This is a genomic window from Ornithinibacillus gellani (assembly GCF_003730295.1).
Lineage (GTDB): Bacteria > Bacillota > Bacilli > Bacillales > Amphibacillaceae > Ornithinibacillus_A > Ornithinibacillus_A gellani.
The window spans coordinates 1-12,932 of the sequence record NZ_QTSZ01000029.1; the positions used below are offsets into that span (position 1 = coordinate 1).

11 protein-coding genes and 1 pseudogene are annotated in these 12,932 nt (G+C 39.1%); 1 reads left to right on the forward strand and 11 read right to left on the reverse strand.

Going from position 1 to position 12,932, the window contains the following annotated elements:
* Positions 1 to 452, forward strand: a pseudogene (locus DX933_RS08195) (peptidase S8); the annotation flags it as partial.
* 206 nt (positions 453 to 658) lie between these two features.
* Here the strand turns inward: DX933_RS08195 and DX933_RS08200 are convergent.
* The 11 genes from DX933_RS08200 to liaF all read right to left on the reverse strand — a co-directional run bounded on the left by DX933_RS08200 (position 659) and on the right by liaF (position 12,851).
* Positions 659 to 1,966 (reverse strand): alpha/beta hydrolase family protein, encoded by a 1,308-nt coding sequence (locus tag DX933_RS08200; protein ID WP_223805919.1) that lies wholly within the window; start codon positions 1,964 to 1,966, stop codon positions 659 to 661.
* A 101-nt stretch (positions 1,967 to 2,067) separates the two neighbouring features.
* A complete protein-coding gene (locus DX933_RS18415) occupies positions 2,068 to 2,244 on the reverse strand; it encodes a hypothetical protein (RefSeq protein WP_190279458.1) in 177 nt (58 codons plus the stop codon).
* 11 nt (positions 2,245 to 2,255) lie between these two features.
* The gene (locus tag DX933_RS08205) at positions 2,256 to 4,199 is read right to left on the reverse strand and encodes an aconitate hydratase (RefSeq protein WP_123315964.1); all 1,944 of its coding nucleotides are present in this window, start codon (positions 4,197 to 4,199) and stop codon (positions 2,256 to 2,258) included.
* A gap of 179 nt (positions 4,200 to 4,378) precedes the next feature.
* A complete protein-coding gene (locus tag DX933_RS08210; RefSeq protein WP_123315965.1) occupies positions 4,379 to 5,557 on the reverse strand; it encodes a DUF4129 domain-containing protein in 1,179 nt (392 codons plus the stop codon).
* Positions 5,538 to 6,761 (reverse strand): DUF58 domain-containing protein, encoded by a 1,224-nt coding sequence (locus DX933_RS08215; RefSeq protein ID WP_123315966.1) that lies wholly within the window; start codon positions 6,759 to 6,761, stop codon positions 5,538 to 5,540. The genes DX933_RS08210 and DX933_RS08215 overlap by 20 nt, the downstream gene beginning before the upstream one ends.
* Positions 6,758 to 7,813, reverse strand: a complete 1,056-nt coding sequence (locus DX933_RS08220) for an AAA family ATPase (protein ID WP_123315967.1) — start codon at positions 7,811 to 7,813, stop codon at positions 6,758 to 6,760. The genes DX933_RS08215 and DX933_RS08220 overlap by 4 nt, the downstream gene beginning before the upstream one ends.
* 94 nt (positions 7,814 to 7,907) lie before the next feature.
* Positions 7,908 to 8,486 carry a nitroreductase family protein gene (locus DX933_RS08225; protein ID WP_123315968.1) on the reverse strand — a complete coding sequence of 193 codons (579 nt, stop codon included), beginning with the start codon at positions 8,484 to 8,486 and terminating at the stop codon, positions 7,908 to 7,910.
* Between the two features lie 336 nt (positions 8,487 to 8,822).
* Positions 8,823 to 10,097, reverse strand: coding sequence for a C40 family peptidase (locus tag DX933_RS08230; RefSeq protein ID WP_123315969.1), 1,275 nt, complete (start codon positions 10,095 to 10,097; stop codon positions 8,823 to 8,825).
* Positions 10,098 to 10,453: 356 nt separating this feature from the next.
* Positions 10,454 to 11,086, reverse strand: coding sequence for a response regulator (locus DX933_RS08235; RefSeq protein WP_123315970.1), 633 nt, complete (start codon positions 11,084 to 11,086; stop codon positions 10,454 to 10,456).
* Positions 11,083 to 12,123 carry a sensor histidine kinase gene (locus DX933_RS08240; RefSeq protein WP_123315971.1) on the reverse strand — a complete coding sequence of 347 codons (1,041 nt, stop codon included), beginning with the start codon at positions 12,121 to 12,123 and terminating at the stop codon, positions 11,083 to 11,085. Before DX933_RS08240 ends, DX933_RS08235 begins: the two co-directional genes overlap by 4 nt.
* Positions 12,120 to 12,851, reverse strand: a complete 732-nt coding sequence (liaF, locus tag DX933_RS08245) for a cell wall-active antibiotics response protein LiaF (RefSeq protein WP_123315972.1) — start codon at positions 12,849 to 12,851, stop codon at positions 12,120 to 12,122. Before liaF ends, DX933_RS08240 begins: the two co-directional genes overlap by 4 nt.
* Between the last annotated feature and the right edge of the window lie 81 nt (positions 12,852 to 12,932).

Sequence of the window (12,932 nt, forward strand, 5' to 3'; positions counted from 1 at the left end):
GTGCAGATTTGGCAGAGGACGGTTCCTATTCCAAGCGTATTCTATTGGATAATGGAGAGAATGTGATTGAAGTAACAGCCTATGATCTCGCAGGTAATTCTACAACCCAGAGCGTCACATTGGATGTACAATTTGATGCACCAGAGATTGAAAATCTAACACCTGCTGAAGATTTACAGCTCAAAAAAGGTGAAACAGTAGCGATTGAATTTGATAGTGAGCCTGGATTAACAGCAACATATGTTATCCACATGCCATTAACCAACCAGTTGACTAATGCTACAGAATTGCCATTACTTGAGGTATCACCTGGCCATTATGTTGGCTACTGGACTGCTACCTCCAATGTAAAAGCAGAAGGTGCGGTAATCGAAGTAATTGCCAAGGATGTTTATGGTAATGAAACCCGCGCACGTGCAGCTGGAAAACTATTCATCAATATGGATGAATAAGAAATGAATCTAGAGCTTTTGTAGTAATATAGATGAATAGTCTAAGACAAAAGCCAGTGAAACACAACAAAAAGAGTACCAGTGAATGAATTTTACTGGTACTCTTTTTCATTTTATTGGATCTACACCGTCTCTCCATCAATCTACTCCGCGTTCTACGGGCGGCCTCAACCAATATAGAAAGAAAGAATTTTACTGTATATATTTTAAAGTTCTAATTGTTCAGCTAAGAATGCGTTTAGTGCTTTCACAAATTCAGGCGCCAATGGTAACGAAGGATTGGTATACGTAGCTAAATTACCTTGCCGATCTGTGGGAGCAATTTTCAAAATATGATTCATATCATCGACGATTTGAAGCTGTGTATGTTCATTCGCCTTTTGTAGAAGTTTGGCATCCTCAACTGGGACTTGCAAATCATTCGTTCCATTTATCAGTAATATTGGTACTTGCAGCTTAGCAATCTCCACGACTGGATCATACTCCATCCAAGACATCAAAAACGGTTGGACTGATGGACGAAATAACGCTTGTAACTCTTTACTTATTTGCTCCACCTGTTTTCCCTGTTTCATTTGAGCTAAAATTGTTTTGCTTTCTTCAAGCAGTTTATCTGAGAGCTGTTCTTCCAATTGTCCTTCCAGCACAGCATCTAATGTTTTTCCCGCTCCTGCAACAGAAATAAAAACATCCACTTTTGATTGCTGTGCGGCTAAAATTCCAACAAGCGAACCTTGACTATGTCCAATCACACCAAACCGACTAAATCTATCATCTGTTTTCAATTCATCTATCCAATTAATAGCATCCTGTACAAAATCATCTAGTGTAAGATCCTCCTCATCAATCACAGCTTTCATGTTTTTACCTGCACCACGTTTGTCATAGCGCAGACTTGCGACTCCATTTTCTGCAAGCTCTTCCGCAACCATTTTCAGACTATCATTTGTCATCCCTTGACTATTTCCATTACGATCTGTTGGACCGGAACCTGGTATAATGAGCAGCACAGGGAAAGGCCCCTCTCCTTTTGGAAGTGCCAATTCACCGGTTATTTCCCCATGATTTGTCTGGATAGTTAGAAACTCGCCTTCTTTCTCATCACCAACTGTTTCATCATCTTTCTTTAATTGAAACGGAAAGGTTTGTCCATTTTGATGAAAGCTGCCTGAAATTTCATTTGCAGCGGTCGTACCGTCAAATGTCATCTCCTGCCCTTGAATGGATAGCTTTAAAAACAACTTTTCCTCTTCTTGTGTTACTTTTTCAAAAGGATAAGACTCTATGCCTTGTGCAGGTATATCTATCGTGGCCGAAATGGATTCCCCTGCTTCAAAGGTAATCATAATCGGAAGCGGCATATTCGGTATTTCTATCTTACCTGACCATTTGCCGGTCAATTGAGCTTCTTCACCCATCTTTTCATCTTCCCCTTTATGGTCATCCTTACATCCAACAATCATAATCGTAGCTAATAATAATATCATTGCTAACCAAAATGTTTTTCGTCGCAACTTGATGCTCCTCTCTATACCATTCACCTATCCCATACGATACACATGATAAAAAGTTTCAATATAAATAAGCAAGACGCCGCATTGGCATCTTGCTTGTATTAATCTAACAATCGATTGTTTTCATCTACTTCCATAATTCGTACATTCCGATTGGATGCTACCCTATTTTCAATCCCATTACCATGACATACACTACAGGTGTACTGCCATCCTTCATCGTCCGACAGCATACCTGTACCATGACATGCTCTACAAGCAATTTTTCTCACGGTCATTATGTTACCTCCTATACACGTGACTTGGCCCAATTAATGATTCCACCATATTTCATAATATCTTGTTGACGTGCTGATAATGCATGTTCAACCTCGATTTCAAGCCCTTTATTTTTAATCGTTATACGAAATGGCTCGTTCTTACGAATGTGATGCTGTAAATTGGTCAGGACCAAAATATCACCCTGTTCCAACAGGTCATAATCTGTTTCATTTACAAAAGTAATTGGTAATATACCGAAGTTCACCAAGTTTTGCCAATGAATTCTCGCAAAATCTTTTACAAGCGCTACGCGAAGACCAAGAAACCGCGGTGCTAATGCTGCATGCTCTCGGCTGGATCCCTGTCCATAATTATAACCTGCAACGATTGCATGACCACCGTTTTCTACGATAGCTTGTGCCCGGTCATAGTAGGTTTCATCAATGATTTCAAAGGAAAATTTACTGATTTCCGGTAAATTACTGCGAAACGGCAATACCCTTGCACCGCCGGCTAGAATTTCATCCGTTGAAATATTATCCCCCATTTTTAATAAAATAGGAATTTCCATCGTGTCATGCATGTGATCCATATCTGGGATGGATGCGATATTTGGACCCTTTTCAAGCTTCACCTGCTTCGCTTCTTGCAATGGAAGTGGAGATTCCAACAATTGTTCGTCAACGGTCGGCTTTACTGGATCCTTGATTTCTGGATATGTCATAGTTAGTGTACTTGGGTCGGTTATTTCACCCATTAATGCGGAAACAGCAGCAGTTTCTGGACTACAAAGGAATACACTATCCTCCCTGGTTCCTGATCGACCTGGAAAATTTCTAGGGGTTGTTCGCAAACTATTTCTTCCGGTTGCAGGTGCTTGACCCATTCCGATACAGCCATTACAACCTGCTTGATGCAAACGTGCTCCCGCTTGTAGTAAATTTGCAATGTGTCCTTCCTTCACTAAATCTGTAAGCATCTGGCGCGAAGTCGGATTGACATCAAGCGATACCCCATCAGCCACTTTTTTATCTTTCATCATTTCCGCAACAATTGCAAAATCTCGAAATCCTGGATTTGCTGAAGAACCAATATATGCCTGATAAATTGGTGTTCCAACTAAATCCTTAACAGACACAACATTCCCAGGACTAGATGGTTTCGCAATAAGCGGTTCCAATTCCGATAAATTCAATTCTTCATTTATATCATACGTTGCTCCATCATCTGCCAATAATTCAAGCCAATCAGATGCACGATTTTGTTCCGTTAAAAAGCGCTTTATCTCCCCATCTGATGGAAAAACAGTACCAGTTGCCCCGAGCTCTGCCCCCATATTTGCAATTACATGACGATCCATTGCACGAAGATTGGCAACACCTGGCCCATAGTACTCAATGACCTTCCCAACGCCTCCTTTTACATCATGACGACGAAGCAATTCCAATATAACATCCTTTGCGCTAACCCAATCTGGTAATTCCCCAGTTAACTTCACACCCCAGACCTGTGGCATTTTCACATGAAAAGGTTCTCCAGCAATGGCTAGTGCTACATCAATTCCACCCGCTCCCATTGCAAGCATGCCCATACAGCCATTGGCACAGGTGTGACTATCTGAACCAAGCAACGTTTTTCCAGGTTTTGCAAGGCGCTGCATATGCACAGGATGACTAACCCCATTACCCGGACGACTATAATAGAGACCAAATCGTTTCGCGGCACTTTCTAAAAATAAATGATCGTCCGGATTCTTGCTATCCTGTTGGATCAAATTATGATCCACATATTGTGCGGATGCCTCTGTTTTTGCAATATCCAATCCCATTGCTTCCAGCTCCAGCATGACCAATGTACCTGTTGCATCCTGGGTTAAGGTTTGATCAATGGTCAATGCAATTTCTTCCCCGGGTATCATTTCACCTGATACCAAATGATTCTTTATTAATTTCTGGGTGACGTTTAAAGCCATGTATGTTTCCCTCCTCGAAACTTTTCCATCCATTAAAGCTAGTATATGAACGATTCCCAATTATTATTAGAAAGCGATTCTTCCTCCCTAATGATTGTTTCATGCACTTTTTGTATCTTTTCCCGTAAAAGAAAATAAAACACCCCTAATCATTTAGAAGTGTTGTATTTTAACCTGATTTAATTTAGACAGACCTGTTTGGCACGCTTTAATTCTTCCTTTAATATTTGCAGTTCTTCATCAGTAATGTCCTGTTCCCCGTATCGAACGCGCTCATATAAATCCATATTCGCATGAATCCCAACTCGTTCAAACCATTCCTCAATGGTTTCTGAGTGCTTTCTTCCAAGCTGATGCTTGGCAAAGGTTCGTTCAAATTGCTGAACAAGCCTTCGTGCCGGATGCATGGGACGGTATAATTTATTCCATTGATTGCTAAAAAAATGATTACCTTTTTTTCGCTTTTCGATGTCTTCAAAATGAACGACATCCAGGGGATCAGCTTTGGAATCTATTTGTGAAAAAGCATTTTTTCGCAAACGATAGATGACCACTGCAATGATTGTAATAACAGCAATAATTAATAAAATATAGAGGAACTGATTTTCATTTCCATCCATCATCTCAAAGGTTTCCTCTTTATCTATTTCTTCATCGCCAAAATCTGAAATAGGTACGTCTGGAAGTTCCAACGGCTTTATTTTAATAAAACTTAAATGCTTTCCGAGAAAAGTCATGACATTGGAAAATAAATAAATGATGCCATACCAAACCGTCATCAAAGTATGCCGAATGGTGTCAAATAATAAATAAAAAACAACTGCACCAAACGCAGGTATACCACATAATGCAATAAGCTGTCGCCATTTGAACTGCTTACGATCCTGTTTATTCACCATGAACAAATGACTCAAAAAGTTGCCGATGATGATTAATAAAAATTGCAAGAACGGAAATATCATTATCCAAGTTTGTTGTACCATGATTAAGGCGAATACTGTCAAGCATAAGGTAAGCATCAAATAAATATTTTGTCTGTTCACAATTTCTGTTTTACGAATGCGAATGTATCGTAATGGAAGCACCACTGAAAATAAAACAATGAGCTCCACTGGATAAGCAAATAAATAAAACACCAATCCCAGTATAGGAATGATCAATAAATAATAAATATATTGATTTGTTCTCCGTGTAAGCTGATCCAATAAAAAACAAGCGAATACCGCAATAACCAAATAACTCCAATACGGGATGCTTTCAAAAAAATACGTACTAAATGGCAATACGATAAGGAAAATAAGGATTGCTTCACTTAAAAAATGATATGCATAGGATATACTAGGATGAGCGATTAACATGTTCTTGCCCACCTTTCCATGCTTGTAACAACGCACCCTTTGTACCAGAAGTTACATAAAACAGTGAAGATTGAGGTACACGCCAACGTCGCAAAATAGCAGCTGTATTTGCTGGTATGTCACCAATAAAAATGATCGTTTTTTGTCTATCAAAACGGGTACCAATGCGATGCAGCATTTCAGAAAACGAAAGTGTGATTGCTATATTTGGAATTCGGGCGAGCATTTCAAGTACGTGTGCATAATGAGACCGCCCCGCTCCTTCCGGCATATGAATAAATGGAACATTCCCAGGGCGTCTTACATTAATAAATAACTCAAAAGGAATTTCCTGTTTAGCAGCTTCCTTACATAAATATGCCGTGTAAGAAATGAGATCCTCCACTTCTTGTCCCAGTTTTCTAAAAGATTCAGCATTCGTGGATCTTACATTTAAGATAAACACAAAGGATCGATCCATTACCTTTTCGTATTCATTCGTTTGTAAATGCTGCGACTTTGCAGAGGCCTTCCAATTTACACGATGGAATGGATCAGTAGGCTGATAATCTCTAATTCCCATTAAACTTTGCACATCTTCAAATGGCGAATGGCGGGTACGACCGTCGCCTGGCATCATTTGAGCTACCGCGTCCAAACCTGTTACAGGTAACAACTTCGGGTAAACAATTACTTCTTTTTTATACGTACGATCCAATCGCAGTGTTGTTGTATGAAAATGAAACAAATGCGGAAATCGAATCTGCAAATTTTTAATCCGTGAAATGCCTCTTGTTTTAGCGGTAATTGGAATGTTGATCATGGTCTTTTTACGACGCATCATCGTCAATGGAAAATGTATCTCCATCCACTGTTTTTCACGTACCCGTATCCTTTCATCTGTATCTACCGCGTTTCCAATTTTTAAAAATAGCTCTCCATTAATAATTGGAAACATAGATTGATTTTCAAACTCTATGCACAGTGAGCTTGTCTCCCCCGGAAATAATCGAATGATTTCCCGCTCATTTTTTAGACCAATTTGATGAACAAGTCGTTTATCATACCATTTAAAAATCAACAGATAGATGATAAACAACCCAACACCAAGAAATGCAATGCTTAGCTTTGCAAAAAGACCAATTGCAAAAAATAAAATAATTGCGATGAGGAGACTATCAACTACTTTTACTGTTTCCAGTTCAAAGTCTCGTTGCCAAATCATCGTGCTGTAGCCCCTTCTTCAACAGGTACTGGGATAATAGCTAAAATTTCTTTGACCATTGCAGCAGCTGTCTTTTGCATCGATGCTTCCATGGATAAAATGAGGCGATGTTCGAACACATATGGGGCAAGCTGCTTCACATCCTCTGGCGTAACATAATCCCTACCTAATAAAAAGGCTTTCGCTTGGCACGCCCGCATCAATGCAAGCATCCCACGTGGACTAATACCCAACTCTACACTTTCATGCTCCCGTGTGGCATGCACAAGCTGCAACATATAATCCGTTACAACGTCACTTAATCGAACTTGCCTTACTTCGTCCTGTAAATCCGTAATGGTATCCCGTTGTAAACAAGGCTGCATTTCTTGATATGGATCATTTGATTGATATGTACGTAAGATTTTCTTTTCTTCTGTTAGGGCAGGATAACCTAAATCAATTTTAAATAAAAAACGATCCAGCTGCGCCTCTGGAAGTGGAAAGGTACCATAATTATTTTCGACTGGATTTTGAGTTGCAATTACCATAAATGGGGAATCAATCGCTACTGTTTCTCCATCTATTGTAGCTTGATGTTCTTCCATTACTTCAAGCAAACTTGATTGTGTTTTCGGAGTCGCACGATTGATCTCATCGGCTAGCAATACATTCGCTAAAACGGGACCAATCCGCAATTCAAATTCCTGTGTTTTTAGATTAAAATAACGAATCCCTGTCACATCACTTGGTAACACATCTGGTGTAAATTGAACACGGCTGAAGGTACTATCCATCACCTTTGCAAAGCTCTTGGCTAGCTTCGTTTTACCAGTACCAGGAACACTTTCCAATAGGACATGTCCTTGTGCAAGCAATGCCACGAATAACAGGTCAATTGCCTCATCTTTACCAATTATTACTTCCTTTAATGCTTGTTTTGCTTGCTCTATTTTTTCAATGTTTGACAAGCTTACTCCCCCTATCCTATTCACGCTATAAATATTTTTCTTAATTGTAACACATTTTATAAAATCTGATAATAAAGCATATGTAATCGAGACGATGTACATCGTGTAAAATAAACTCCAAATGATATGCTTTGTCGATAAAAAATATAAAAGTCGTTATCTACTGGTAGATAACGACTCTCTATCATTCCCTTATTTAAAAACGTCCTTCAGATGTAAATTCATCAATTGCTTTTCGGCCGGATGGTATCTCCCGTTCACGTAAATCTTCAGGAAGTGATGCTGTTTCACCATGATAACCAACAGCGACGATTGCGTGAAGCTCGTAGTTCTCCGGAATATCCAGTAATTGTTTCGCTTGTTCACGATCAAAGCCACCCATCGCATGGGTTACAAGCCCCTTTCGTGCTGCCTCCAATGCCAAAAAACCCCAAGCTGTACCGGTATCAAATGCATGGGCAATATTATAGCCTCCAAATCGCTCTGCATCGATTTTAGACATAACAGCTACGAGCACTGGCGCTTCCTTACACCAGCGCGCATTATTTGGATTAATAAACTGTAAAAATGTATCACGATCCGCCTCTGTCCTTGCATAAATGAAATGCCATGGTTGAATATTCGCTGCTGACGGTGCCCATCTTGCTGCTTCAAAAACACTATATAGTACCGATTCAGGAACCTCTTGATTAGAAAATGCTCTTGGTGACCAGCGTGCAACATGAATCGGATCAATTTCATGCATGGCTTGTCTAAGTTCTTTTATATCTTTCATTCGTATTCCTCCTAAAACTGATTGCAAAATTATCCACTATTTAGTATACAATCGCAAGTTACTTTTCACAACTGTTTTACAAATAGTAATAATGGATATAGTTTCAATCTAATCATGTGTACAAACACCCGATCAAGTGAAATTTTAATAAGTAGGGATTTTCTACCTCCCCCACTGATTGTTAGTTAAACCAATCAGGCCTTTACTGGCTGTTGATCCCCCATTTACTATTCTTGTTTGCAACAAAAATTTTTGGAGTGGGGGGCTTACAGCAAGTTAATCTGTAATAAAAATGGCCCCGGCAGATTTGCCAGAGCCATATCACATATATCGTTATTATCTTACGCGTCTTACATGACCTGCAAACTTACTCTTCCAGTATCCGCTCGTCATGTTTGCTACTGCTAACCCGGTTGAATTCTGGGAGCCGATAAACTTACCGCCGCCCAAGTAGATTCCAACGTGACCATTTGTTTTGTATGTGTTGAAGAAAACAAGGTCACCAGGCTGTGCTTGACTGTAAGAAATTTTCGTACCAACAGACTGCATTCCTGCTGTACTAGATGGTAGAGAATAACCAGCTTGTGCAAATGCCCAAGATACAAATCCGGAACAGTCAAATCCAGATGGAGATTTTCCGCCCCAAACATATGGAACACCAAGATATTTATATCCCGCATTAATCGCTGCACTTAGGTTTCCACTTTGTGGTGGCGCACTTGCTACATTATTATTACTGTTGTTATTGCTATTGTTACCTTTTTTGCTGCTCTTCTTATCTGCCAATGTATTTAGGTTTCCACCATCAGATGGATTACTTCTAACTACTACTGGATTCTTCTTCGCTGCAATACTTGATTTAACCTGTGCTTCCAGGCTAGCAAGCTTGCTATCTTTCACTTTAAGTTCATCTTTCAATGCAACAAGTTCAGATTGCTTCTTCTTAAGAGTTTTTTGTTTCTTTTGGTTTTCTTGCTTTTGATCTGCGATTAAGGAACGCATTCCTTCCAGCTCAGTTTTCATATCTGTTAATTCAGCAAGCTTACCTTCCAGCTTACCTTGTTGCTTTTCGACAAGTGCTTTATCTTCTTCTTGCTTTTTCATCAATTCTTGGTCAGAATCTGTAATCTTGGAAACAGCTGATACACGGCTGATGAACTCACTGAAAGTTTTTGAACCAAAGATTACGTCCATGTAACCGACTTTACCACCATTTTTTTGGAAAGAAACAACACGTTTTTTTAAAATTTCATAACGTTTTTCAATGGCTTTCTCTAGTTTATCAATTTCCGCCTGCAATTCTTCAATATCTGCAGTTGTGGAATTAATATCTGTTTGCGTATCTTTTAAAGCATTTTTATTTGCTTGCAATGCGTCATTAATCTCTTTAATCTCACTATTCAACTCTTCCAAGTCTAGCAAGACGTCAGCGATTTTGGACTCTGCCTTTGACAAGTTTGCTTTAATGTCGGAACGTTCATTCTTAATTTCTGATTGTTTATTATGTAAGTCATTCAAGGTCTCTGCATGTACGGTATCCGCTAAAAATGCGCCCCCAAAACCTACAACAGTTACTGTTGCAATTGCAACAATCGTTTTTTTCAATTTCATTCCTCGCTTCCCTGAATAATTACTGTACTTCTTTTTCTATGTATTTTCTCTCTTTATTTACATGTTCATCTGATAGATTAGAACTATAATCTATTCAACAATTCGAAGTATAGCACGAATAAATTTCAGTCATATTATAGTAATGTTACAATTATGTTTCAATAAAGACTTTCCTCTGCTTTTTTCACGCTTTTTCCCGAGCAATTTTTGACGAAATACGATAACAATAAGGTTTAAGACCTATACATATCGGGTATAACATCTAGTCATTTTTTTCTAAAAAACTTTTTAAAAAAGACAAAAACAGCAAAACTTTAGCTTGTTTTGCTGTTTTTGTCTGATAGAAAACTGTCCGACTATTTTACTAATTGATGTTTAAACGCATAAATGACTGCTTGGGTTCGATCTGTTACTTGTAATTTCCCCAAAATATTACTAACATGGACCTTAACCGTCTTTAATGCGATAAATAATTGATCTGCAATTTCCTGATTGGATTTCCCCTCTGCAACGAGCAGTAATATTTCCATTTCCCGCTCGGTTAATTGTTCGTGTAAATCTTCATCCTGACCTTGGCGCATTTTATTCATAATTTTCCCTGTAACTTCTGGTTCAAGCACAATTTGACCATCGTAGGTTGCGCGTATGGCTTTGGCAATTTCACTCGCTTTGGAGGTTTTCAATAAATAGCTCGTTGCTCCAGCTTCTAATGCTGGGTATACTTTTTCATCATCGATAAAGCTTGTCACAATAATAATCTTCGCTTCTGGCCATTGGTCCATAATGTGACGTGTAGCCTCAATTCCATCCATTCGCTTCATGACCAAATCCATCAAAATGATATCTGGCTTTAGCTCAATTGCCAATTGTACCGCTTCATCCCCATCATCAGCTTCCGCAATTACTTCCATATCTGGCTGTGCAGATAAATAAGCGGAAACTCCTATTCTCACCATCTCATGATCGTCTGCGAAAAGAATCCGTATCATGGTTTGTCACCTTCCTTCTTAACAAGTGGTACCTTTACTTCCAGTTGGGTTCCTTCATGAGGCAAGCTAATTATTTTAAAGCTTCCACCTACTTCAAATGCCCGTTCTCGCATATTATTTAATCCATAGGAGCTCGCTCGAACAGCGGACATATCAAAGCCAATCCCATCATCGATGACACGCATGATAACCATTTGATCTCGTTCAATTAATAATACATGTAAGCTATTTGCCTTTGCGTGTCGCAACGTATTGGATACCGATTCTTGCAAAATTCGAAATAACTGGTCCTCAATTCCTTTATCCGCTTCAAAGTCCTCAATTTTCCACTCAATTTCCATTGGTACTTTCTGGGTTAATTCCTTTAATAACTCTTCAGCCCCTGCTTGTAACGTTTTCCCTTTTAAAGCAACTGGGCGCAGATGTAATAAAAGTGCACGCATTTCCAGCTGTGACTGATGTATCATTTTTTCTACGAGCTTCAATTGTTGATTAACATGCTCGTCCGTTACTTGCTCCGACTCCGTCAATGCAGACATAAGCATTGATGCAGCAAATAACTGCTGGCTAACAGAATCATGCAGTTCTCTTGCCAGTCGGTTTCTTTCCTGCACGACAATTTCCTGCAAGCTTTTTTCCCGTTCATTAGCACGTTCTGTAGCAATGCGCTGAACATGCTCCGTCTGTTGTCTAAACTTCTCCTCTATTTCTGTCAATTGTTCACGTATACGTTGAAGCTCACTAAAGGGTTCATCACCTGGTGGTAATTTTTTCTGTTTGATTAAGTCATGTAATAATCCTTCAACGCGGTATATTCGTTGTCGAAAGTAAACTCCAGTTAATATGCCGCTAATACTTCCTCCTATAAAAGGAATGAATAATATAATTGCCCAATATGGTACATCACCAAGCGTTTCTTTCCATAATACAGACCAATCCGCTGGCGGAAAAGCAAGTAACGTGACGCCCACGATGCTGAGAGTAATGAGAAAACTGAAGAAGATTGCTGTCCATACATGCCGCAATATAATCCTCATATCCGCCTCACCTCGATATCTCCAGAAATCAAGGTTGTTATGATTTTCACTCTTGGGTAGTTATCCTGATAATGAGCCGTATGATAAATCATTGTTTCATTCAATAAGCTTTGCTGGGTTTCTCCTAGTATATTGGCGCGTCCAAACAATGAGCTATGATGAATACTAACTTCTACTTCATACGGAATATAAATGATTATATTGCCGATGATATGGCGAATAGATATGACCGCCGTATCATCCGGTAAAACAGTATTACTTAAATCAATAATGCGATCTCCAAATGCACCATGAATATTGATATCACGCCAAGCAAAGGCTCCATCCTTTGTTTGCTGATCCTCAAATAAGCCATGATGAAACAATGGCTTGATACGTTGAACAGACTCTGAATCCACAACTGGTTCTGATTTCAAGATTGGTGCGGAAAAGGTAGGGTCCTTTTTAGAGCGGTGATAATCTATGATAAAAAGAACTACTACGGCAATAACAAAAAAACGAACTGCCAGCATATTTAAGACAGCAAAAAAAACTCCAGCTATTCCAATCCAAAAACAAATTTTACCCCATAATTCCTTAAAATTCTTCCAACCAATATAGATTAATACACCAAATATAAGTGCAGATACAATCATTCCACCATGAAAAAATACGATTTCAACAATGAAGAGGACTACTCCAATGATTAGTATCCAGTTCAATGTGTCAGTACGAAGCCTATTCAGCATGGAGCAACCCTCCTCTTTTATGTAGTAAAACAGGCGCTGTTACATGCGCCTGTTTAGTATATCATGTTTGTTCATGAAGCT

Bases quoted from the DNA above. Each gene is read 5' to 3' on its own strand.
- DX933_RS18415 (WP_190279458.1), bottom strand. From the start codon at position 2,244: ATGACCGTGAGAAAAATTGCTTGTAGAGCATGTCATGGTACAGGTATG.
- DX933_RS08205 (WP_123315964.1), bottom strand. From the start codon at position 4,199: ATGGCTTTAAACGTCACCCAGAAATTAATAAAGAATCATTTGGTATCA.
- DX933_RS08210 (WP_123315965.1), bottom strand. From the start codon at position 5,557: ATGTTAATCGCTCATCCTAGTATATCCTATGCATATCATTTTTTAAGT.
- DX933_RS08215 (WP_123315966.1), bottom strand. From the start codon at position 6,761: ATGATTTGGCAACGAGACTTTGAACTGGAAACAGTAAAAGTAGTTGAT.
- DX933_RS08220 (WP_123315967.1), bottom strand. From the start codon at position 7,813: ATGTACATCGTCTCGATTACATATGCTTTATTATCAGATTTTATAAAA.
- DX933_RS08225 (WP_123315968.1), bottom strand. From the start codon at position 8,486: ATGAAAGATATAAAAGAACTTAGACAAGCCATGCATGAAATTGATCCG.
- DX933_RS08230 (WP_123315969.1), bottom strand. From the start codon at position 10,097: ATGAAATTGAAAAAAACGATTGTTGCAATTGCAACAGTAACTGTTGTA.
- DX933_RS08235 (WP_123315970.1), bottom strand. From the start codon at position 11,086: ATGATACGGATTCTTTTCGCAGACGATCATGAGATGGTGAGAATAGGA.
- DX933_RS08240 (WP_123315971.1), bottom strand. From the start codon at position 12,123: ATGAGGATTATATTGCGGCATGTATGGACAGCAATCTTCTTCAGTTTT.
- liaF (WP_123315972.1), bottom strand. From the start codon at position 12,851: ATGCTGAATAGGCTTCGTACTGACACATTGAACTGGATACTAATCATT.